19 protein-coding genes and 1 tRNA gene are annotated in these 24,622 nt (G+C 41.6%); 2 read left to right on the forward strand and 18 right to left on the reverse strand.

The window, feature by feature from the left end:
- Window positions 1-15: 15 nt before the first annotated feature.
- From ABE954_RS20640 to trxA, 16 genes are all read right to left on the reverse strand, one after another.
- A tRNA-Arg gene (locus tag ABE954_RS20640) sits at window positions 16-92 on the reverse strand.
- A 167-nt stretch (window positions 93-259) separates the two neighbouring features.
- On the reverse strand, window positions 260-1,636 hold the full coding sequence (locus ABE954_RS20645) for an amino acid permease (RefSeq protein ID WP_042845874.1): 1,377 nt from the start codon (window positions 1,634-1,636) through the stop codon (window positions 260-262).
- 223 nt (window positions 1,637-1,859) lie between these two features.
- Entirely contained in the window at window positions 1,860-2,612 is a 753-nt protein-coding gene (wecG, locus tag ABE954_RS20650) for a lipopolysaccharide N-acetylmannosaminouronosyltransferase (protein WP_042845875.1), read from the reverse strand.
- A 9-nt stretch (window positions 2,613-2,621) separates the two neighbouring features.
- A complete protein-coding gene (gene wzyE, locus ABE954_RS20655) occupies window positions 2,622-3,977 on the reverse strand; it encodes an ECA oligosaccharide polymerase (protein ID WP_042845876.1) in 1,356 nt (451 codons plus the stop codon).
- Window positions 3,974-5,056 carry a TDP-N-acetylfucosamine:lipid II N-acetylfucosaminyltransferase gene (locus ABE954_RS20660; protein WP_042845878.1) on the reverse strand — a complete coding sequence of 361 codons (1,083 nt, stop codon included), beginning with the start codon at window positions 5,054-5,056 and terminating at the stop codon, window positions 3,974-3,976. The genes wzyE and ABE954_RS20660 overlap by 4 nt, the downstream gene beginning before the upstream one ends.
- Window positions 5,053-6,303 (reverse strand): lipid III flippase WzxE, encoded by a 1,251-nt coding sequence (wzxE, locus tag ABE954_RS20665; RefSeq protein WP_042845879.1) that lies wholly within the window; start codon window positions 6,301-6,303, stop codon window positions 5,053-5,055. Before wzxE ends, ABE954_RS20660 begins: the two co-directional genes overlap by 4 nt.
- Window positions 6,303-7,433: a dTDP-4-amino-4,6-dideoxygalactose transaminase gene (rffA, locus tag ABE954_RS20670; protein ID WP_042845881.1), complete on the reverse strand. Its 1,131-nt coding sequence runs from the start codon at window positions 7,431-7,433 to the stop codon at window positions 6,303-6,305. The genes wzxE and rffA overlap by 1 nt, the downstream gene beginning before the upstream one ends.
- A complete protein-coding gene (rffC, locus tag ABE954_RS20675; protein ID WP_166696434.1) occupies window positions 7,420-8,160 on the reverse strand; it encodes a dTDP-4-amino-4,6-dideoxy-D-galactose acyltransferase in 741 nt (246 codons plus the stop codon). The genes rffA and rffC overlap by 14 nt, the downstream gene beginning before the upstream one ends.
- Window positions 8,138-9,019 (reverse strand): glucose-1-phosphate thymidylyltransferase RfbA, encoded by an 882-nt coding sequence (rfbA, locus tag ABE954_RS20680; protein ID WP_048605787.1) that lies wholly within the window; start codon window positions 9,017-9,019, stop codon window positions 8,138-8,140. The genes rffC and rfbA overlap by 23 nt, the downstream gene beginning before the upstream one ends.
- Window positions 9,020-9,027: 8 nt before the next feature.
- Entirely contained in the window at window positions 9,028-10,095 is a 1,068-nt protein-coding gene (rffG, locus tag ABE954_RS20685; RefSeq protein WP_129466657.1) for a dTDP-glucose 4,6-dehydratase, read from the reverse strand.
- Window positions 10,092-11,354: a UDP-N-acetyl-D-mannosamine dehydrogenase gene (wecC, locus tag ABE954_RS20690; RefSeq protein WP_042845888.1), complete on the reverse strand. Its 1,263-nt coding sequence runs from the start codon at window positions 11,352-11,354 to the stop codon at window positions 10,092-10,094. Before wecC ends, rffG begins: the two co-directional genes overlap by 4 nt.
- Entirely contained in the window at window positions 11,351-12,481 is a 1,131-nt protein-coding gene (gene wecB, locus ABE954_RS20695; RefSeq protein ID WP_048605856.1) for a non-hydrolyzing UDP-N-acetylglucosamine 2-epimerase, read from the reverse strand. Before wecB ends, wecC begins: the two co-directional genes overlap by 4 nt.
- Before the next feature lie 98 nt (window positions 12,482-12,579).
- Window positions 12,580-13,638: an ECA polysaccharide chain length modulation protein gene (gene wzzE, locus ABE954_RS20700; protein ID WP_042845890.1), complete on the reverse strand. Its 1,059-nt coding sequence runs from the start codon at window positions 13,636-13,638 to the stop codon at window positions 12,580-12,582.
- A gap of 29 nt (window positions 13,639-13,667) precedes the next feature.
- On the reverse strand, window positions 13,668-14,753 hold the full coding sequence (wecA, locus tag ABE954_RS20705) for a UDP-N-acetylglucosamine--undecaprenyl-phosphate N-acetylglucosaminephosphotransferase (protein ID WP_042845892.1): 1,086 nt from the start codon (window positions 14,751-14,753) through the stop codon (window positions 13,668-13,670).
- 628 nt (window positions 14,754-15,381) lie between these two features.
- Window positions 15,382-16,641, reverse strand: a complete 1,260-nt coding sequence (gene rho / locus ABE954_RS20710) for a transcription termination factor Rho (RefSeq protein WP_042845893.1) — start codon at window positions 16,639-16,641, stop codon at window positions 15,382-15,384.
- Window positions 16,642-17,363: 722 nt separating this feature from the next.
- Complete coding sequence (trxA, locus tag ABE954_RS20715) at window positions 17,364-17,690, reverse strand: thioredoxin TrxA (RefSeq protein ID WP_042845895.1); 327 nt, start codon at window positions 17,688-17,690, stop codon at window positions 17,364-17,366.
- A gap of 117 nt (window positions 17,691-17,807) precedes the next feature.
- Here trxA and rhlB point away from each other — a divergent pair, with 117 nt between their 5' ends.
- On the forward strand, window positions 17,808-19,094 hold the full coding sequence (gene rhlB, locus ABE954_RS20720) for an ATP-dependent RNA helicase RhlB (protein WP_166687218.1): 1,287 nt from the start codon (window positions 17,808-17,810) through the stop codon (window positions 19,092-19,094).
- Between the two features lie 11 nt (window positions 19,095-19,105).
- Window positions 19,106-20,608 carry a guanosine-5'-triphosphate,3'-diphosphate diphosphatase gene (gppA, locus tag ABE954_RS20725; protein WP_129466658.1) on the forward strand — a complete coding sequence of 501 codons (1,503 nt, stop codon included), beginning with the start codon at window positions 19,106-19,108 and terminating at the stop codon, window positions 20,606-20,608.
- A gap of 41 nt (window positions 20,609-20,649) precedes the next feature.
- Here gppA and rep read toward each other — a convergent pair whose 3' ends face one another.
- Window positions 20,650-22,683 carry a DNA helicase Rep gene (gene rep, locus ABE954_RS20730; RefSeq protein ID WP_042845901.1) on the reverse strand — a complete coding sequence of 678 codons (2,034 nt, stop codon included), beginning with the start codon at window positions 22,681-22,683 and terminating at the stop codon, window positions 20,650-20,652.
- A gap of 369 nt (window positions 22,684-23,052) precedes the next feature.
- The gene (gene ilvC, locus ABE954_RS20735) at window positions 23,053-24,525 is read right to left on the reverse strand and encodes a ketol-acid reductoisomerase (protein WP_129466659.1); all 1,473 of its coding nucleotides are present in this window, start codon (window positions 24,523-24,525) and stop codon (window positions 23,053-23,055) included.
- Window positions 24,526-24,622 lie beyond the last annotated feature (97 nt).

A 24,622-nucleotide genomic window follows, 5' to 3' on the forward strand; every position in this document is an offset into this window, starting at 1 on the left:
GCGGCGTACTAAAAATGGTGCGCCCGACAGGATTCGAACCTGAGACCTCTGCCTCCGGAGGGCAGCGCTCTATCCAGCTGAGCTACGGGCGCTTAACGCCGTTGCGGGAGAGGATAGTACGGATTTATCCTCTCGCTGTCTAGTCCTTTTTGAAATAAAAATATCGATTGCTTGCCTTTTATCCATTTCGCTGAGAAAGAGAGCATATTCACCCCCTCAGACAACCAATTTCCGCTAAAAATACCCCAAAATACTTTAGCTAGGCCTGTTGATTTTCTCTATTCACCCAGCGAATTAAAAAATAAAGAACCGAAACCACCAATAAAAATATTGCCCCTACGATTAATGACAAGCGTGTATCTGGGTTAATCGCCATTCCAATCAACACACAAGCCAGAAAAAGTAATGTGGCATAATTCACCCATGGAAATAGTATCGACTTGAAAGTGTGCCCCTCAAGCTTTTCTTTATTTTGCTGGCGAAAGCGGATCTGGCTAGTAAGAAGCACTAACCATGGCACCATCCCCGGCAAAACACTAGCACTATATACATACACAAATACCTTCTCAGGGTTTGGAATAATATAGTTGAGACTAGAGCCTGCAACCAGACACAAGATAGTAAAGCCCACACAACGCCCAGGAACGCCATTTTTTGTGAGTTTTAAAAATGAACTTGGTAATTGTTTATTTTGTGCCAATGCGTATAGCATCCGCCCACCGCTATACATACCGCTATTGCAACCTGATAACGCAGCGGTCAACACCACAAAATTGATGACTGCTGCCGCAGAGACAATACCAACTTTTGCAAAGGTCAAAACAAATGGGCTTCCTTGTTGACCCACTTCAGTCCAAGGAAAAAGCGTAACAACGATAAAAATCGCCCCTACATAAAAAATCAAAATACGCCATAAGATATTATTAATGGCTTTTTTCAACGTGACTTTGGGGTTCTTCGCTTCCCCTGCTGTAATCCCTACTAATTCAACACCCTGATATGAAGCTACAACAATGCACAAAGCAAATAGAAAACCTTTCCAGCCACCAGCAAAAAAGCCCCCATGCTCTGTTAAGTTCCCTAAACCGATAGGTTCAAAGTTATTACCAATACCAAAGAATATTAGCCCTAAACCAATCAAAATCATGACCACAATCGTGGTGACCTTGATCATAGCAAACCAAAACTCTAATTCCCCATACAAACGTACAGCCGCTAAGTTTGCTAAAGCAACTAATACCACTGCAATAATAGCAAAAACCCATTGTGGTACCTCAGGAAACCAGTATTCCGCATAAAAACCGATTGCGGTGATTTCTGAGATCCCAACGGCAACCCACATAAACCAATAACCCCAAGCAGTCAGGCATCCCCAAAATGGGCTAAGGTATTTATAACCAAAAGAAGCAAAAGACCCCGTGACAGGCTCAAGAAATAGCATCTCTCCCATCGAGCGCATGATGAAAAAAACAAAAATACCCGCGATGATATAGGCTAATAGAACAGAAGGCCCTGCCCATTTTAACGTGCTGGCTGAGCCCATAAACAGCCCAACACCAATGGTTCCACCAAGTGCAATAAGCTCGATATGGCGAGCTTCTAGCCCACGCTGAAGTCCCTGTTGTGGATTTTCCATAAATACCCCTGTCAAAAATTACCATGGTTAAATTACAGCGTTAATTAAAGCTTAGTAGTCATCACCACTGTAATCAGTCGAAAAATGTCAGTTAGGCAAATTTTAAAAACATATTGTGAGGAAAATTGAGCACAAACCGACGTTATTGCTTTAATTTTTGAGGGATTATAGAAATATTTGAAGAAAGAGACCAGCAATTACGCAAGTCTCTTTATTGGAAGAGTTACAACTTACCACCGTAATAGTAGCCTAAAAATTTCAGCAGCTTAAATTGACGAGTGATCCGTGATGGCTGCGATAACAAACGATACAACCATTCTAACCCTAAGTTTTGCCATACTTTAGGGGCGCGTTTGACATGACCAGTAAACACGTCATAAGTACCTCCCACGCCCATATACAAAGCTTCAGGGTGTACCTGTCGGCAGTCACGCATGAAAATTTCTTGCTTTGGAGAGCCCATTGCAACAGTCACTATTTTCGCACCGCTCGCATGGATACGTTCAAACAACGCATCCCTTTCTTCTGCAGTAAAATAACCGTTTTGAGACCCGACAATATTCACGTTCCACTGAGCGCGAAGTTTACTTTCTGTCTGCTCTAAAATTTCAGGTTTCCCACCGACTAAAAAAACGGGAGTGCCTTCTTTTCCTGCTCTTTCCATCAGGCCTTCCCACAAATCGGCACCTGCAACACGAGAAACGTCCGCTTGTGGGTATTTACGGCGAATAGCACGTACGATACTAATACCATCAGCATACAAGTACTCTGCTTGGCCTAGTAAGGTATTTAACGCGGTATCTTTTTCAGCGATCATCACTTTTTCCGCATTAATCGCAACTAGTGTTCCCGTTTTGGTTTCTCCATCTGCAAACAAATAATCTAAAAAATGGGCCATATTTTTGAAGCCCCAAATATTATGACCACGAATGCAATATTGTGGAACGGATGAAGCCTGAGTTGATAACGGTTCCATGATACTCCTTTAGCGACTTTCACGCTGTTGGCTTCTCAAAAGAGAAGCTGTTTTTATGCGGATAAGCCCCGCAGTTTCAAATAGCCAATACAATAATTTTGCTAAAATCAGACAAAGTCCAAATATTAAGCAGAAGAAAACCACTCGTGAGACGAAAGAATCGACCCCTTCTCGCGCTAAAACAATAATGTTAAAGATGGCGCCGAAGCAAAAGGCCTGCATAATGGCGGCTTTATAACGGTTCGGTTCTTTTAGGCTCATGCCATAAATCCAGTCAAACCATTTTATAATTAAGCCAACGGCTATCGCGCCCAGCGGAATAAAAATCACACCGCCCATCACGACCAAAGAGCCGATAAGCGTCGGTGAAATCGCCAGTCCTGAGTGATTATTTAGCACTTCCCACGTAAAATAATTAGCAGAGTTCAAAACGGTATCTGGCCGTTCTGGCCAAACCCAAGATGGGATAAAAACATAGAAGTCACGGATAATTGGCGCAAGGCCTTGGAAATCCATTTCATCATAATGGCTGAGTAGCAGAGCCAAGTTTTCCCACGGTGAGAAAGTATCTCGGGTCAAATATAAAAAAGTGTAATAAGCTTCTGCTCCGTTCACATCAAGGCCATAACGTTTAAGAGCAAGCCAGAACATACCAACAATACTAGCTACCCCTGCTGCAGCTAGCATCCACAAGGTGATCCAACCACGCACGATACCGATGAATAAAAACAAAGCAAAAGCGATGATAATATTCGCTCTTGTTCCACCCACGATAACATACGTTAAAAAGCCAAAGGCAACGGTACTCACAAGGAAGAATACCCAACGCTTTTGGGTTGGTCGTAAGAAATAAACGATCAACATCGCAGGAATAAAGAAATAGAAAAAGCGTTTTAGTGCGACACCGGACACTTGGCTAGAAAAGATTTGGCTATAAGATTTCAACTTAAACAATAAGAAACCATTTTGCATGAAGAAGATACCAACTGTTACTACAGCTATTAATATCAACAGCATACACGTTAGATTGGTTTCAACTTTGTTCATGCTAAACAGAGCACGCCCTGATACCTCTGTACGCTTCGAAATCCGCGTTTTATAGGCAACGTAATAGATTGCATAAAAGCTGGTCGCAGCTAACTGTGCATAAAGCAAATAATCCGCCGGTACCACTGCGACATCAAATTGGAATACCAAAGCGCAAGTTAGCGGAAAGCCAAAATAAAATGTTAATAAATACAACATTGAAAAGAAAATATTGAAATTAAAGCGAACACGCACAAACTCTTTATAAAGCAAAGTACCAATAAAAATAATTGATATCAGGTAGACAAACGCTAAGCCACCTAATTCTGCATGTGTCATGCTCGCTCCTCCGCGGCACTGAGAACATCTTTCCAACCCTCAGTGAAATTAGGAGCAAAGAATTCAATATGTTGTTTATCAAGTAAGCTCATTTGACGTTGAGCCTCATCCACCAGCGAGGTTGTCAGTTCATCACCATAGAAAAATACAGGTACATTCTGCGCAGTTAAATCCTGCCAAAATGTATTTTGCCTGCTTATCACAAATGGAACCCCAAACTGGATAAGTAAACAGACCGTCCCCACACCTTGTTGGCGATTAAAAATAAAATAGCCAAGGTCACAAGACTTCAGCAAATTAAGGTAATCATCAAATTCCATACGGTCTTTTAGAATTTGCACTTGCCCTGCGGTGAACTCACTGTTTGCTGCTTGTTCGACTTGCTGTATATAACCTTGGTTATTCGCTGGGTAGCCCATTGGGACAATAACGTTAACCTTATCGCCAAATTGCTGTTTAATCGCGCTCAGAGCCTCTACATGGCGATTAGAACGATCACCTGAGTTACCGAGTAAGATAGTTAATTGCTCACCTTCACGGGGCTTACGCTCAGTAATCGTCAATGCAGGGTCCATTCGAGTCGGAAAATACAAGACCGATGCAGGCACTTTCGGATTCGATTGATGGAAATAACACAAATCGCCACGTGTTGCCCCAACATGGCCGACTTTTTTCTGAGCCAAACGGCGCAGAATATAAAACAATTTAAACTTTAATGAGTTAGATTCCTCATAAAGATCAGCCCCCCAAATATGCCACCAAAACTGATGGGATTTAATTTGGCCAAATAGCAATGCTAGCCAAATTGGTGCGTTAAATTGCCCATGAAAGAAAAACCGGGTCCGACGCTCAGCTTTTGCCCGCTGGATCACGCAATTAGCAACCGACTTTTTACTACTAAAAACTTCTATTTCGAGCTGTGGATATGCGTCAGCAAGCTGCGCATCATCACTTACGACCATAAAATGCGGTTTTGTTGACGGTGCCATTTCTTGGCAAATTACGTTATTAAAAAACGTCAATACCGTCTGATTATGGTGTGGGAGGTTTGATCCCAGTACATGTATTAAGGTTGTCATGCTCGCCTACGGTAAATCAAAAATACGCAACAACAGAGAGTAAAATATACAATATAGGTAGCCATATATGCCTGCGTGGCCCCAACAGCGCCATGCTCTGGAATAAACCAATGTGCAAAAACCATCAATAGCACAAACTGGCTCACTTCAGTTAAAACATAAAAACGTAATGCGGCTTTGGCAATCACTAGATAGCCGAATACATAAGCCCCTACTTTCAGTACATCTCCAACTAACTGCCAAGCAAAAAGGTCTCTCATTCCTATAAATTTTTCAGAGAATAGCAACCAAATCGCAAAGTCACGCAATAACCAAACTGTGAAACTCACTGCGGCCACTGCGGGTAAGACAAACTTCAATGCTTTGATGATCTCTGCTGAGATTTCACTTTTATGCTGCAAACGAGATAATGTTGGCAGCAAATAAACCGAAAATGTGGCGGTAATAAACTGTAAATAGGCATCAGAGATAGTAGTAACCCCTGTCCATAAGCCAACGTCATCCCAACTATAGGTTTGGGCCAGTAAATTTCGCATCATGATATAGGCAACTGGCAAAGTCACCGCAGTTAACATTGCCATGACGGTAAATTTACCCAAATTAGTCGCAATCGCTTTGTCCCATGCAGGTTTTAGCGATGACAACGCAAACTGTTTGCGTTTAATAACCATACCAGCCGCAGGTAATACGACCAATGCTGGCACCAATGCTAACCCTGCGAGTGCCCCTTCGTAGCCACCCACTAAATAGCATAAATAATAGGCAAAAACCCCAATTATGCTACCTAAAATAATCGCTAATGCATTAGCAGATGCGTCCCTATAGCCTTTTAGAATAGCCAAGAAATAATTTGAATAACCTATCCCCATTTGAATCAAGGCAACTACTTGAATAACAGAGCTATATTTCTCACTATCAAATAGCGCTACACTAATTGGCACACTGCAAAGTAAAAAAACAATCGCCAATAAGGTCGAAAAACCAAGGATAATCGTTGATGACGTCCCGAGTACTGCACGCAGTTTCTGTGGGTCTTGATGATGTTCCGCCACATATTTTGTGACACCATTAAAGATCCCTGCACCAGATAGTACCCCTAGTACCGTAATTAACTGACGGAAATTCCCCGCCAGCCCGACGCCACTAGGGCCAAACGAGACAGCAAATAATTTGACAATTAACAGGCCTACCCCAATTTTAATTAGGGTAGAGCCAGCAGTCCAAACCGATGCTTTAGCTAACGACATTAGGCAAAGAACGCTTTGATTCGCTCAATGACGACTTGTTGCTCGTCATCCGTCATATTGTAAAACATCGGTAAGCGTACTAAACGGTCACTTTCAGACGTTGTATATTGGTCTTCACCATGAAAACGACCAAACTCCAAGCCCGCAGGGCTCGTGTGCAATGCCACATAATGGAATACAGTCAAAATACCGTGAGATTTCATATAGTCATTAAACGCCGTACGCTCTTCCACATCCTTAAGCTTAATGTAGAACATATGGGCATTATGTTTCATACCTTCCGGTACTGTGGCTAAAACTAAACGCCCTGCTTCTGCCAGAGGTCGTAGCGCGTCGTAATAACGTTGCCAAAGCAGTAAACGGCGATCATTAATTTTGTCAGCTTCTTCTAATTGAGCCCACAAGTAAGCAGCTTGTAAGTCGGATAACAGATAGCTTGAGCCAATATCACGCCAAGTATATTTATCGACTTGCCCACGGAAAAATTGGCTACGGTTGGTCCCTTTTTCACGGATCACTTCAGCACGATTGATTAAATCTTTATCATTTATCAATGTTGCCCCACCCTCACCACCCGAAGAGTAGTTTTTGGTTTCATGAAAACTATAGCAACCGATATGGCCAATGGTACCCAGCGCTTTACCTTTGTAGGTTGACATCACACCTTGTGCGGCATCTTCAATAACGAATAAATCATGCTTTTTGGCAATGTCCATGATGGTATCCATTTCACAGGCTACACCTGCGTAATGAACTGGCACGATTGCTCGCGTACGCTCTGTAATCGCCGCTTCAATTTTAGTTTCATCAATATTCATTGTGTCTGGACGGATATCAACAAAAACAATTTTTGCGCCGCGCAGCACAAATGCGTTTGATGTTGATACAAACGTAAAACTAGGCATGATCACTTCATCGCCCGGCTTAATATCGATTAGAATCGCCGCCATCTCTAATGAAGCAGTACAAGAGGGTGTTAATTGAACTTTCGGGCAGTCAAAACGTTTTTCCATCCACTCTTCACAACGTTTAGTAAAACCACCGTCACCACACAGTTTGCCACTTTCCATGGCTTGTTTCATATACTCTAATTCAGTACCTACAATTGGCGGTTTATTAAATGGAATCATGTTGTCCCCTGTATAACCAATATGCAGTGCTTGCAATGGCAGCACCACTACGTGAATAAAGATTTAATGCAGCAACATTACTGATTTGAGTGGCAACATTTAACTGTCTTTTTTGGTGTTGTACACACCAATCAAATGCGGCTGACATCAACTTACGACCCACTCCTTGCCCTGTCGCTTCTGGCACTTTCGCTAACAGCCCAATACGTGCTGTGTCTGCATCAAGATGGCGTAAACTCACAAACCCTAAAATTGTGCCAGATGCGTCTTTAACTAATAAACAAGTGTGATCAAACGTACCAAGTACTGATTTTTCTATCCATAAAGCATAAAACCGCCCGCTATCACCTTCATTATACCAAGGTGCTCGGAAGCGACTTTTGCTAAAGACAGAAGCAGCAGCTTGTTTCAGTGCAGGGATATCATCCACTTGCGCTGTAACAATATTATCTGCCGCTGTTAAACCTGCTTTAAGATAAGCATTTTCTGTGCCAATAGTGAGTGCAAAGTCAATTTCACCTTCAACAAAAGAAAACCCCATACTTGCTAAGTCATCGATTAGCCCCGTTTCAGACGCCATGACTTTAGCCTGTACGATATCAAACTTATCCATCTGATAAGCAAGAATAATATTGGAGTTTTCCCCCGTGAAATTTAATTTTGCGGTCGAGCGTTGAAAAAAATCGCTCTCCCATTGCAAACTATCAATACTGGCGCGGACGGACACGTAATAAATCCTCTAAGTATTGCCCATAACCGGTTTTTTTCAGTTGCTCTGCTGAAGCCTGAACTTGCTCATCAGTAAGCCAGCCATTACGCCATGCTATTTCTTCTAAACAAGCAACTTTAAAACCTTGACGTTTTTCAACAGTTTGTACAAATGTGCCCGCTTCAATTAAGCTGTCATGCGTACCAGTATCTAACCAAGCAAAACCTCGTCCTAATAGCTCAACATTCAACTCACCGCGTTCTAAATACATTTGGTTAATTGAAGTGATTTCTAATTCACCACGCTCAGAAGGTTTTACTTGCTTAGCAAATTCAACGACTTGTTGGTCGTAGAAGTATAACCCTGTAACAGCCCAATTAGATTTTGGTTTTTTAGGTTTTTCTTCGATGGAGAGCACTTTAAAATCATCAGTAAACTCCACCACACCAAAACGTTCAGGGTCCATGACTTGGTAGCCAAATACGGTTGCCCCCTGCTGCCTTTGCGCGACTGTTTTTAATTTCGGGCTAAATGAATGACCAAAGAAAATATTGTCACCCAGCACTAAGCAACATGAATCCCCATTGATAAATTCTTCACCAATAATAAAGGCTTGTGCTAAACCATCCGGTGATGGCTGCTCCGCATAGCTCAACTCAATACCAAATTCATGTCCATCACCTAATAAGCGTTTGAACATGGGTAAATCGTCAGGTGTCGAGATAATTAAAATCTCACGGATCCCCGCTAGCATCAGTACTGATAGCGGGTAATAAATCATGGGCTTATCGTAGATAGGCAATAACTGTTTAGAAATGCCACGAGTGATTGGGTGCAATCGCGTCCCCGACCCTCCTGCTAATATAATACCTTTCATACTTTCACCTAATTGCCAAGACCTAAGCGCTCGCCGGCATAGGAACCATCTTGCACACGACGCCACCAGGTTTCGTTATTCAAATACCACTGCACGGTTTTGCGAATGCCAGACTCAAATGTTTCTTGGGGCTTCCACCCCAATTCACGCTCAATTTTTTCAGCATCAATCGCATAACGCATATCGTGGCCCGGCCTATCTTTCACATAGGTAATGAGATCACGGTAGTGAGCAACGCCTTGTGGTTTCTGTGGTTGTAGCTCTTCCAATAACTCACAAATCGCTTCTACCACTTCGATATTACGGCGCTCATTATGCCCGCCGATATTGTAAGTGGTGCCCGGTTCAGCTGTTGTTGCCACTAAATGCAATGCACGCGCATGGTCCTCAACAAATAACCAATCACGAATTTGCTCCCCCTTACCGTATACAGGTAATGGCTTGCCCGCTAATGCATTGAGAATAATTAATGGGATCAATTTCTCAGGAAAATGATATGGACCATAATTATTCGAGCAATTAGTGATCATGGTTGGTAAACCATAAGTCCTTTCCCATGCCCTTACCAAATGGTCACTCGATGCTTTAGACGCAGAATATGGGCTACTTGGTGCATAAGGTGTTGTTTCAGTGAAGAACCCTTCTGGGCCTTCTAAATCGCCATACACTTCATCAGTGGAAATATGATGAAAGCGGAATGCAGCTTTTTTTTCTTCATCCAATGAAGACCAGTAGGAACGCGCGGCTTCTAACAGTGTGTAAGTCCCTACTATATTGGTTTCAATAAATGCAGCAGGGCCATCAATGGAGCGATCAACATGGCTTTCAGCAGCCAGATGCATGACTACATCTGGTTGATATTGTTCAAATACTTTGTCTAGTGCCGTTCTATCACAAATGTTCACTTGCTCAAAAGCATAGCGGGGGTGACTGGCAACAGCCGCTAAGGACTCTAAATTGCCAGCATAAGTTAAACAATCAACCACGACCGCACTGTCGCCAGTGTTCTCAATGATGTGACGAACAACCGCAGAACCGATAAACCCTGCGCCCCCAGTAATTAATATGCGTTTCAACGCCACACTCCTTTTGTATCAACAACCCATTTTTGTGGAATAGCTGAACCTTGAATACCTTTAAACATATTGTGATCAACTAACATGAGGATCACATCCGCTTCATTAACGGCTTGTTCAATCGATACTAATTCAGAAATACCTTTTAAAGAGGTTGGTAATTCATGGATATGAGGCTCAACCGCATAGGTTTTACCCGGGTTCCAGTTCGCCACCATTTTAGTAATGTGCATCGCTGGGCTTTCACGTAAGTCATCAATATTCGGTTTAAAAGATAAACCGAAGCACGCAATCGTCACTTCGTTGGCTTTTTTACCCGTTTCCACTAAACAATCTGCAACCGCAGCTTTTACTTGATCAACTACCCAAATAGGCTTGCCATCATTGACCAAGCGCGCCGTATGAATTAAGCGGGATTGTTTTGGATTTTGCGATACGATAAACCATGGGTCAACTGCGATGCAGTGCCCTCCAACACCCGGTCCCGGCTGAAGAATATTAACGCGAGGGTGGCGATTAGCGAGGCTAATTAGTTCCCACACATTGATATCTTGTTCAGCACAAATCAATGATAATTCGTTTGCAAAAGCGATATTAACATCACGGAAGCTATTTTCCGTTAGTTTACACATTTCAGCTGTTCTAGAGTTGGTAATAACACATTCACCTTCAAGGAAAATGTTATACAACTCACTGGCCCGTAGGGAAGATTTTGGCGTCATTCCACCCACGACACGGTCGTTTTTAATCAATTCGACCATGACTTGCCCCGGTAATACACGCTCAGGGCAATATGCAACATCGATATCTGCCTCTTCACCAGCTTGATGAGGGAAAGTTAAATCAGGACGAGCCTCTGCCATCCATTGTGCCATTTGCTCAGTCGTTCCCACTGGGGATGTCGACTCAAGGATCACTAAATCGCCTTTTTTCAGCACTGGAGCGACCGACTCTGCCGCAGCCCTAACATAAGTGAGGTCAGGCTCATGCTCACCTTTAAACGGTGTTGGCACAGCAATAAGATAAGCATCGGCAGGCTGTGGTGTAGTAAAGGCTTTCAGGTGACCTTCTTCAACGGCTTTTTTCACCACAACATCCAGCTCAGGTTCGACAATGTGGATTTTCCCCTGATTAATGGTGTCAACGGCGTGTTGATTAACATCTACACCAACCACTTGCTTTTTACGTGATGCAAAGGCTGCTGCTGTCGGTAAACCAATATAACCAAGGCCAATAACAGAAATAGTTTCAAAACTCATAATTTCACCTGATTACCTTTTAATGCTGCAAGAATACGCTGACATGCATGACCATCCCCATACGGGTTATGTGCGCGGCTCATTTCATGATATTCCGCGTCATCTGTCAGTAACCGATTAACTTCTTCCACAATTTTTTGTGTATCTGTCCCCACAAGGCGAACTGTACCTGCATCAACTGCTTCAGGGCGTTCTGTGGTGTCTCTCATAACCAAAACCGGCTTACCGAGAGAAGGAGCTTCCTCTTGAATACCGCCAGAATCCGTCAAAATCAAATAGGAATGATTCATCAAGTAAACGAACGGTAAATATTCTTGAGGGCTAATTAAAATAATATTATCAATGTCATGCAATATACGTTTAACTGGTTCACCCACATTAGGGTTCAAGTGAACTGGGTAAACAACTTGGACATCTGGGTGTGCTTGGGCAATCTCTGCTAATGCATGGCAAATACGTTCAAAACCACCACCAAAACTTTCGCGACGATGGCCTGTAACTAAAATCATTTTTTTGTTTGGGTCAATAAATGGATAATTAGCTGCCAATTTTTCCATCATATACTGGTCGCTCATCACTTTATCGCGCACCCACAATAGTGCATCAATAACCGTATTACCCGTGACAAAAATATGGCTATCAGGGATTGACTCTTTTAATAGATTTTGGCGCGAATTTTCAGTTGGAGCAAAATGATACATGGCCAAATGGCCTGCAATTTTACGGTTTGCTTCTTCAGGCCACGGTGAATAAAGATCACCAGTGCGTAACCCAGCTTCAACATGCCCGACTGGGATACGATGATAAAATGCGGCGAGGCTAGTCGCCATCGTTGTTGCTGTATCTCCATGAACCAAGACAACATCAGGTTGGAAATCAGCAAAGACAGCTTTTAACCCCTCGAGAATACGGCATGTAATATCGGTTAAATCTTGCCCAGGTTTCATAATATTGAGATCATAATCGGGAGTGATCTCAAACAGTTTCAGTACTTGATCTAGCATTTCACGATGCTGAGCGGTGACACATACTTTTGCTTCAAAAAATTCATCCGCAGCAAGTGCATGAACCAACGGTGCCATTTTAATAGCTTCAGGCCGTGTGCCGAATACAGTCAATACTTTCACAGTGACTCTCTTATATTTATCTTTCGCAGTGTGCTGCTTTTGTAATCTTAATGACTTCATAATGCCACTGATGAAAACATCAGTGGCATATCCCAAAATCAAGATGGGCGACGGCGAGCAAGTACCACTCCGGCACCAACTAACAACCCTATGGCTCCCCAAAGAACCATCATAAAGGCTCGACGAGGACTATCGCGTTTTACGGGGTCTTCAGGAGTCCGCAGGTAGCGATATGCTTGGAAATTATCTTGGAGAGTTGGTCCTACGCTCAATGTTGATAACATGGCAATATTTTGATCATAATCGGTATCATGATCAGGACCTGTAGCTTTCAATGTTTCAATTTGTGCCTGTAATAATGGGGCACCTAACATGAACATTTTAGAGTCAGGGAGTTCATCCACTGGTGTTGTACTTTGATTACGCACAATACCTTGTTTTTCCGCGACTTTAAGTGCTTGTTCTAAGACATTCAGACGTCTTTCATAAGCCGCGTTGGCAACCATATCTTCACGCTTAACTAAGGCTTTCATGGATTGCATTTTAGTTGCCCAAGTACCTTTAATTTCATCGTTCAGGTTCGTTGTTGCGCGTTGATTCGCAAACTGAGTGTACTGGCGCAATAATTGATTCGCATCTGCTGATGTTTCAGCCACTAACTTAATACTATCTGTTAGGTTTTTGATTTCATCGGCGGGAGTAAATTCAATATTATTGATGAGTTCATCCAATAATGCAGCATCCGCTTTTGGGTCATTTTCCAAGCGTTGCTTATAGTAATCAGTACTCAACCAAAATTGACGGCGTGTATCATAAGAACCAAGTTGTTTTGTAAACTCTTGGTACGCTTCTTTTGCGATCGTCGGTAATTGCCCTTCTTGCCCGGTATTATTTATACGGGAATCGAGGTTGCGCAGAAATTGCTGCTGAGAGTAATAGCTTCCCAGATTATTTACAGTTGGTAAATCCGTGATTGCGGTTGCGCTCCACTTGGGTTGCATAAAATAAGATGCTCCCAATGCAATTGCAGCAAAAATAACTGCAAATGCAATGATCCAAATTTTGCCTTGCCACAATGAGCGGCATAAACCACGGATATCCAATTCCGGCTCTATTGGTGTTTGATGCTGACTCGGTTGTGTTTCTGAGTTATTCACTGCACAGAACCTCTATTTTCGTTTTGTCGTTACCGTACTGCACCTCGACGGACTCTACGTCTAACTCGTTTAATAAAACGGGCGACTTTCCAAGCTCGTTTGATGCAATAACCATACATCATAAATACAAGCAAAAATAATGCCAACATTACCCACTCTGGTACAAATGTTAACCTTTCGCCAATAATTCCGATACATGCCAAGATAGCTGCAGATAAAGTAATCAATACAAATGCACCTTTTGGCGTGAAACCGGAACGCATAATCAAATGATGAATATGTTGGCGGTCTGGTGAGAATGGACTCATACCTTTACGAATTCGGCGATACATAATGGCAACCATATCCATTAATGGGATCGCAATAATCCATAAAGCTGTTACTGGGTTAATAGGGTGAACTTCTTCCTGAGTTGAAGCGACTAAGATCCAAATAATGGTGAAACCGATCAAAGTACTTCCTGCATCCCCCATAAATACTTTAAAACGACGCCCTAACACGCCTAAATTTAACAGAATATAAGGAAGGATAGCTGCAATAAAGGCAAAACACCAAAAGGCTAATGCAAAATTACCATTTTGATAAAGTAAAAAGCCGAGTGCCCCAAAGGAAACCGAAGATAACCCCCCAAGTAACCCATCAATACCATCAACCATGTTAAATGCATTGATTGCAGCCCATACGGCAAAGAGAGTGACAATATAACCAAATGGACCAAGAACGAGTTCCCATGGCCCAAATGCATGGCCTAATGATTCAAGTTTTAGCCCTGCTGCTGTCATCATAACAACCGCAACAATAGCTTGGATCCCTGCCCTTAATTTTACACTGATATCAAACCTATCATCTAGCGCACCGATAAAGACCAATAAACCTGCACAACTGATATACAGCCATTTATGGGGTATATACTCTTCAGTTATATAAAACGCAAAACAGATCCCAAAGAAAACGGAAATTCCCCCAACAAGAGGAACTAATCCTACGTGCTTTTTCCTGAAGTTAGGCTTATCAACTAACCCGATTTTTATCGCAACAACTCGGGCCAGAAAAATAAAGGCTAACGAAAACAAGAAAACGTAGAAGAGGTTGGTTACAAAGTGTATGGTGTCCACTGTTCGACTCTCTTAATCTTTATATTTAACTTTCAAAACTAAATTTTTTTTGGTGAATGCCGATAAGTAAGCAAGCGCCAATGCATTATCATCTTGGCAATAAAATCCGCTATAAGACGAATCTTCATTCGTACAAAGACTCCTATAACATTATCAATATACACACTACACGTGTGTTTTTAATTCGATAACGAAACATTTCCAAGTTTATACTTTATAGCTGCAATATGCATGCCATAAAATCAATACGCTAAAATAGAGTTAATCAATTGACCATTAAATAATCATTTAAAGATTAAATAATAAAACGCCCTAAATAAATTTAATTTCAATCACAAAAATATATAAAACCAATTAATTTCTTTAAATTCAATGAACTAAAAGAAACCCATTGTTTTGTATGTCTTTAATTATTGTAGCGTAGAGAATATACACTTGTTTAACTAATACAGCGTGTAAATAAAGAAATAAAACATAGGGTTAATTTATCTAAACTAACACCATACAACAATAAATATCATTTATAGCTTATTTTATAACTTCATTTTTTGTATTCAGCAAAGATATGGGTGCAAAAAAATAGGTGCCAATAATGGCACCTATTTATAAGATTTGAAAATCTTAGCTGCTATGCTCTTTTCATGAAGTCAAAAAACTCTTCATTTGTTTTAGTCATTGCGAGTTTACTAATGAGGAACTCCATCGCATCGATTTCACCCATAGGATGAATAATCTTACGTAAGATCCACATTTTTTGTAGCTCATCTTGCGACGTCAGCAACTCTTCTTTACGGGTACCAGAGCGGTTGTAATCGATAGCAGGGAATACACGTTTTTCTGCAATCTTACGAGAAAGATGCAATTCCATGTTACCTGTACCTTTAAACTCTTCATAGATAACTTCATCCATTTTAGAGCCGGTATCGACTAACGCAGTCGCAATGATTGTTAGGCTTCCACCTTCCTCAACGTTACGAGCAGCACCAAAAAAGCGTTTTGGGCGATGTAATGCGTTGGCATCAACCCCACCGGTTAATACTTTACCGGATGAAGGAACGACGGTGTTATATGCACGAGCAAGACGCGTAATGGAATCAAGTAAGATAATAACGTCTTTTTTATGTTCAACCAGACGTTTAGCTTTTTCAATCACCATTTCAGCAACTTGAACGTGACGTGCAGCTGGCTCATCAAAAGTCGAAGCAATAACTTCACCTTTAACTAAACGCTGCATCTCTGTCACTTCCTCTGGACGCTCATCAATAAGCAGTACCATCAGAACGCAATCAGGGTGGTTATGTGCAATGTTTGCTGCAATATTTTGCAGTAACATTGTTTTACCTGCTTTAGGTGGAGCCACGATCAAACCACGTTGCCCACGACCGATTGGTGCAGCTAAATCCAGTACACGCGCAGTTAAATCTTCCGTAGAACCGTTACCGCGTTCCATACGCAGACGACTATTGGCATGTAATGGTGTTAAGTTTTCAAAAAGGATTTTACTGCGGGCATTTTCAGGTTTGTCGAAGTTAACTTCGTTGACTTTCAGGAGGGCAAAATAGCGTTCACCTTCTTTAGGAGGACGAATTTTTCCTGAAATTGTGTCACCTGTACGTAGGTTAAAACGGCGGATTTGGCTAGGAGAAACGTAGATATCATCAGGACCTGCGAGGTAAGAACTATCAGCTGAACGGAGGAAACCAAATCCATCCTGCAATATTTCCAGTACGCCGTCGCCGAAAATATCTTCTCCACTTTTTGCATGCTGCTTCAAAATAGAGAAAATAATATCCTGCTTTCTCATACGGGCTAAGTTCTCTAGCCCCATGTTTTCGCCTAACGTAATCAATTCTGATACTGGCGTATTTTTTAATTCGGTAAGATTCATAATGGTGGGTTCTTTAACTCGGGGTAATTCTCGAACTATGAACGTAAATTGACGGCAACTTAATAACTAAGTGCCAGTTTAACTTTATACAGCCCTGTTGGTAACGGATTCATCATACGCTCACAACAATGCATAAAAATTTTTGCTAGTCATTACTAATGATTTTTCTAACATGTGACTACGATTCACCTGAAAGATGTTCGGTATATTATTAGAAACACACACAACATTAGCAATAGTTTTTTGTACATTTAGGACAACATCTATCCCAATATCGCAAATTTAACGCCAGAACCGCATTAAATAACACATTTGAACTGAACGTTAACTTTTCCCAGTTTGTTACTATCCCCTAAGATCTAATAACATTAGATTACATTACTGTAGCTTATGCACTATCTTTAACTAAGATGAAAAACACATTGGAATAAATGATATTGAATGCAGCAGTAGCTTGAACTCAACGTCTAAATTCTCAATTTTCATATTTAAAATCATTGTGTCATCAGTTTTTGATCATTAACAATCATTACGAAACAATTATCACAATACAGAACTAACAAACTAGATATATAAGATAAGAGCAATGGAATACAAAGTAATTCATATGGGTGCTATACGAGGAATAATGATAACTTATCATGCTTAAGTGAAGACGTCTAGCGGCTCTCTAGATAAAATAGATATACCGCTAAACGTTTTGGCTTGTATATAACGATAACTTACAGATTTCCGTCTAGAAATTCTTTCAGTTGCGTTTTTGATAATGCGCCCACTTTGGTTGCAGCAACTTCACCATTTTTGAATAAAAGAAGTGTCGGGATACCACGAATTCCATATTTTGGGGCGGTAGCCGGGTTTTCATCAATATTCAGTTTTGCGATGGTCAATTTGCCTGTATATTCATCAGCAATTTCATCAAGAATAGGCGCGATCATTTTACAAGGACCACACCATGCTGCCCAGAAATCGACGAGAACAGGTGAACTTGCGTTCAAAACTTCAGTTGCAAAACTTGCATCAGTTATATGTATAATTTTATCGCTCATGTTGTACTCCAAAAATTCATCTTTTGCAGACTTAGTGTAACATTATTGGCAGCAGTATGCTTTATTTCAAAAGATACACTTTCGTAAACCAACCGTTAACTGATATTCTAACATACTATGAGTAAAGCACACTTGACAGAAAAGAAGTTTTCCGACTTCGCATTGCACCCTAAAGTCATTGAAGCTCTTAATAAAAAAGGCTTCGATTATTGCACGCCAATTCAGGCGTCCACTTTGCCTTTTACTGTCGAAGGCAAAGACGTAGCGGGTCAAGCGCAAACTGGTACAGGTAAAACGTTAGCATTTTTAACGTCTACATTTCATTATTTATTAACTCATCCCGCTATTGAGGGGAAAAAAACTAACCAGCCTCGCGCGCTAATTATGGCACCAACTCGTGAACTGGCAGTACAGATATACTCAGATGCTAAAGAGCTTGCTGAATATACTGGCCTGAAAATGGGACTAGCCTATGGTGGTGATGGTTATGATGAACAATTAAAAGTTCTACAAAATGGCGTCGATATTTTAATTGGCACAACGGGTCGTCTTATCGACTATGCCAAACAAAACTACGTCGATTTAAGCGCAATCCAAGTCATTGTTCTCGATGAAGCTGATCGCATGTATGACCTTGGGTTTATTAAAGATATTCGTTGGCTATTTCGCCGTATTCCGGCTGCAACAGAAAGGCTTAACCTGCTGTTCTCCGCAACACTATCTTACCGCGTCAAAGAATTAGCATTTGAACAAATGAATAACCCTGAATATGTTGAGGTAGAACCTTTGCAAAAAACAGGTCATCGTATCAAAGAAGAGTTATTTTACCCTTCTAATGAAGAAAAAATGCGTTTACTCCAAACCTTACTTGAAGAGGAATGGCCGGAACGTTGTATCATTTTCGCTAATACAAAGCATCGTTGTGATGATATTTGGGCTCATTTAGCTGCAGATGGTCACCGAGTGGGGCTACTTACTGGGGATGTCGCACAGAAAAAACGCCTACGTATTTTAGAGCAATTCACACAAGGTAGCCTTGATATTCTCGTCGCAACTGACGTGGCTGCTCGGGGTTTACATATTCCATCTGTAACTCATGTTTTTAACTATGATTTACCTGACGATTGTGAAGATTATGTTCACCGAATTGGTCGTACTGGCCGTGCTGGCGAAAGTGGTTACTCAATCAGCCTCGCGTGTGAAGAATATGCACTCAACTTACCGGCTATCGAAGAGTATATTCAACACTCAATCCCTGTGAGTAAATATAATAGCGAAGCACTATTGGATGATTTACCGGCACCAAAACGCCGTCATCGTCCTCGCCCTGGGGGCCCTCGCCGCAATTCAAATTCGCCGCGTCGCCACAATGGCCCACGTAATAACCATAAACGTCCAGGCTGAGTAAAAACGATATGCTGAAATCTTCTTCTCTTTATGCTGCCATCGATTTGGGTTCAAACAGTTTTCATATGCTAGTAGTGCGCGAAACTGCTGGCAGCATTCAGGTTATTTCTAGGGTTAAACGCAAAGTTCGGCTTGCGGCTGGGTTAGATAAAAACAACCTTCTTTCTGAACAAGCGATGGAACGAGGCTGGCAGTGTCTGCGCCTATTTTCGGAACACCTACAAGATATTCCGAACACGCAAATTCGAGTCGTCGCCACAGCGACATTACGCTTAGCTAAAAATGCTGACCTATTTATCGAGAAAGCCAGTAATATCCTAGGAAACCCCGTTAAAGTTATTCAAGGAGAAGAAGAAGCTCGCCTAATTTACCAAGGTGTCGCACATACGACAGGCGGCCCTGATCAACGTTTAGTCGTTGATATTGGCGGGGGCAGCACTGAGCTAGTCACAGGGACTGGTGCTAAAGCGGAGCAACTTTATAGCCTTGAAATGGGCTGTGTTACTTGGCTTGAACGCTATTTTAGCGACCGAAGTTTAACAGAAGAAAATTTTTCTGCAGCCCAAACCGCTGCACAAGAAGTCATCGCCCCAATTGCTGACGCCTTAAAAACCCATGGATGGAAAATTTGTGTTGGAGCATCAGGAACAGTCCAAGCAATTCAAGAAATTATGATTGCTCAAGGCATGGATGAATTAATCACCCTCTCAAAGTTACAACAGCTTAAGCGTAAAGCAATTCAATGCCAAAAACTTGAAGAACTTGAAATTGAGGGTTTAACCTTTGAGCGAGCCCTTGTTTTTCCAAGTGGATTATCGATTCTAATCGCAATTTTCGAAGCTTTGGGGATTGATAACATGACACTAGCTGGGGGCGCTCTTCGAGAAGGGCTCGTCTACGGTATGTTGCAATTACCTATCGAGCAAGATATTCGAGCCCGTACTGTTCGTAATATTCAACGCCGCTTCCAAGTTGACATTGAGCAAGCGAGTCGAGTTCGTCAACTTGCGGAGTACTTTTTCCTACAAGTGGCAAAAAATTGGGGGTTAGATACTCGTTGTCGTGATTTATTATCAAGTGCTTGTGCTTTACACGAAATAGGCCTCAGCGTTGATTTCCGTAAAAGCCCTGAACACGCCAGCTATCTAATAACACACCTTGATTTGCCCGGTTTTACCCCTGCGCAAAAACGGTTACTCGCAGCACTATTAAGAAACCAACAAGGCCCTGTCGACTTAGCATCTTTGAGCCAACAAAATGCATTACCCATACAGCAGGCATACTATTTATGCCGTTTACTGCGGCTAGCCATTATTTTTTCTAGCCGTAGACGTGATGATACATTACCAGCTTTAAGACTCAATACGGATGCTAATGGGTTAACAATTATGCTGCCTTATCGTTGGTTAGCAGAGCACCCTTTGCGCGCAGAAAATTTACAGCAAGAAGTCCAATGGCAAGGTTATGTAAATTGGCTATTAGAGCTAGAAGAACGTAATAGTTCAAATTGAGAGTTCTTTCCACACTAGGGGAAACCTAGTGTGGAACCTAATTAATTGTTATTTTCTGTTTTCTTATTTAACCCTAAGCGCGCTTTAATATCTGCTAATGCCGATTGCCCTTTTTGCATACGCTCCTGCGCACTAACCACTTTGCGTTCCTGCTCCCACAACACATCATCCTGAGGTAACTCAAGTAAAAATCGGCTCAGTTCAGGGCGGATTAATTCGCCATATTGCCGACGCTCACGACAATGAGAAAAAAACAGCTCTTTTTGTGCTCGAGTGATCCCTACATAAGCCAAACGGCGCTCTTCATCAATATTATTTTCATCGATACTACTTTGATGTGGCAGTAACCCCTCTTCCATACCAACAAGAAAAACATATGGAAATTCAAGACCTTTAGATGCATGCAATGTCATAAGCTGAACTTGATCGGATTCTTCATCGTCTTCTCCACGCTCCATCATGTCACGTAGCGTAAAACGTGTTACCACTTGGCTCAAAGTCATTGGGTCATTAAGTTCATCGCCTTCAACCATTTCACTCATCCATGTGAACAATTGGTTGACGTTTTTCATTCGCATTTCAGCCGCTTTAGTACTCGTGGATGTTTCATATAACCAGCTTTCGTAATCCATTTCTCGCAATAAATCACGTACAGCAATCAAAGGCTCTCTTTGCGAAGTTTGTACAATTCCATCCATCCAATGTGTAAATCGTTGTAATGCTTCTAAGCCTTTACCTTTTAGTGTTTGCTCTAGCCCCAAATCAAAGCTAGCTTGATATAAGCTTTTACCTCGTTGGTTCGCCCATTCGCCTAGTTTTTGAATTGTCTTGGGGCCAATCTCCCGACGCGGTGTATTCACTATACGTAAAAATGCACTATCATCCTCAGGGTTAGTTAGTACTCGCAAATAAGCTAATAAGTCTTTGATTTCAGGGCGTGAAAAGAATGATGTCCCGCCGGAAATACGATATGGGATACGGTTTTGCATCAACATTTTTTCGAAAATACGTGATTGGTGATTACCACGATACAAAATAGCGTAATCTTTATATTCTGTTTTATTGATAAAATGATGAGCAATCAGTTCCCCAATAACTTTTTCCGCTTCATGGTCTTCATTATTGGCAGTTAAGACTTTTAATGGTGCGCCATATCCTAATTCAGAGAATAACTTTTTCTCAAACACATGGGGGTTATTCGCAATTAAAATATTCGCAGCTTTCAAAATTCGCTCTGAAGAACGGTAATTTTGCTCAAGTTTAATGACATTCAACTTAGGGAAATCTTGGCTAAGTAAAACAAGGTTTTGTGGGCGAGCACCACGCCATGAGTAGATTGATTGGTCATCATCCCCCACAACGGTAAACCTTGCTCGCTTTCCTACGAGTAATTTAACAAGTTGATATTGACTCGTATTGGTATCTTGATACTCATCCACCAGCAAGTAACGGATTTTTTGCTGCCAGCGTTCACGCACTTCTTCATTATGATATAACAACAAAGTGGGTTTGCTGATAAGGTCATCAAAATCCAGCACATTACAGCTTTTTAAATGTAACTCATAGCGGCGATAACACTCGGCAAAATGATGCTCTTTCTCACTACGAGCCTGCCCCACCACCTTTTCTGGTGAAAGAAGATCATTTTTCCAATTAGAGATCGAAGAGATCAGCTGTTGTAAAAGATCCTTATCTTCTTCAAGCAAATCAAAAGTCAGCTCTTTAAGTAGTGCTAGCTGGTCTTGGTCATCAAACAATGAAAAATTGGCTTTAATACCCAATGCCTTATATTCACGTTTAATAATTTCTAGTCCTAATGTATGAAAGGTAGAAATGATCAAACCACGGGCTTCTTTTTTCCCTAATGTTTGAGCAACACGCTCTTTCATTTCGCGAGCCGCTTTATTGGTAAAAGTCACCGCTGCAATTTGCCGAGGTTGATAGCCACACTGGCGAATTAAATGCGCAATTTTATTCGTAATAACACGTGTTTTGCCTGATCCTGCCCCTGCCAATACAAGGCAAGGGCCATCGACAAATTCAACTGCCTGTTGCTGGCCTGGGTTTAATCGCATGGTTTTTCTACATCACCTAGTTATTCAAAATGGAACTCGCTACAGATTGTAGCAGAAACCCAACCAACTCTTGAGCAACGATCCCGTCTATTTATAAAAAACAAAAAAACCACACTATTCACTAGAACAATGTGGTTATATCAATAATGCATTTTTCTAAACTATTCGTGTTAGAGGAAGGCGGCAAAGGAGGTTAGCCCAAGGAGCATACATTAGTATGTGACTTGGGTAACCGAGTGCTGCCAACGCACCTATCACGCGAAGAGTGACGAAAAATTAGGTTATCCCAAGGAGCATATATTAAGTATGTGACTTGGGTAACCGAGTGCTGCCAACGCGCCTATCACGCGAAGAGTAACGAAAAATGAGTTAGCCGACCGCAATCTTCTTCATATCCGTCATATAACCACGTAATGTCTTACCGATTTTCTCAATAGGATGATTACGGATTGCTTCATTGATATCACGTAACTGCGCGTTATCAGTTCCATTATCAGCAACTGGTTTTGCTAAATCCCCTGCTTGCAATTTAGTCATAAAATCTTTTAGCATTGGAACAACCGCAAATGAGAATAAATAGTTACCGTACTCTGCAGTATCCGAAATAACAACGTTCATTTCATACAGACGCTTACGTGCGATAGTATTGGCAATCAACGGCAACTCATGCAGCGACTCATAATAGGCTGATTCTTCATAGATACCTGCTTCTAACATCGTATCAAATGCTAACTCAACGCCTGCTTTAACCATCGCGACTAACAGAACTCCATGGTCAAAATATTCTTGCTCAGCAATTTTACCTTCATACTCAGGGTAGTTTTCAAATGGTGTTTTGCCGGTCTCTTCACGCCATGTCAGCAAGTTTTTATCATCATTTGCCCAGTCTGCCATCATATCTGATGAGAATTTACCTGAAATAATGTCATCCATATGCTTTTGGAACAATGGCGCCATAATGGTTTTCAATTGCTCAGATAATGCATACGCACGTACTTTTGCTGGATTCGATAAACGGTCCATCATCAACGTGATACCACCTTGCTTCAGCGCTTCAGTGATAGTTTCCCAACCAAATTGAATCAATTTACCTGCATAACCCGGCTCTACGCCATCTGCAACCATTTTGTCATAACTTAATAACGCACCGGCTTGCAACATACCACACAGGATAGTTTGTTCGCCCATCAGGTCAGATTTAACTTCGGCAACAAATGAAGATTCCAGTACCCCTGCACGATGACCACCTGTTGCTGCCGCCCATGCTTTAGCAATGGCCATACCTTCACCTTTAGGGTCATTCTCTGGGTGAACAGCGATCAATGTCGGAACACCGAAACCACGCTTGTATTCTTCGCGAACTTCTGTACCTGGGCATTTTGGAGCAACCATCACAACAGTAATATCTTTACGGATCTCTTCACCTACTTCAACAATGTTAAAGCCGTGAGAGTAGCCCAGAGCCGCACCTTGTTTCATCATAGGCTGAACAGCACGAACAACAGTAGAGTGCTGTTTGTCTGGCGTTAAGTTAATAACTAAATCTGCTGTTGGGATAAGTTCTTCATAAGTTCCAACTTTAAAGCCGTTTTCCGTTGCTTTACGCCATGAAGCACGCTTTTCACTGATCGCTTCAGCGCGCAATGCATAAGCAATATCTAAACCAGAATCACGCATATTCAGGCCTTGGTTCAGACCTTGAGCACCACAACCGACGATGACGATTTTTTTACCTTTCAGATAACCTGCTTCGTCTGCAAATTCTTCGCGCTTCATAAAGCGACACTTGCCTAATTGAGCCAACTGCTCACGCAAATTCAATGTATTAAAATAATTCGCCATTGTCATACTCCATTGTTCTGTTGTGTTCGTTATGTCAGGCAGTTATTTGCCTGTCGCTCATTTTGAGCGGTTATGGATTTACTATATGCGATGTTTT

Source organism: Providencia sp. TYF-12 (assembly GCF_041344805.1).
GTDB lineage: Bacteria > Pseudomonadota > Gammaproteobacteria > Enterobacterales > Enterobacteriaceae > Providencia > Providencia huashanensis.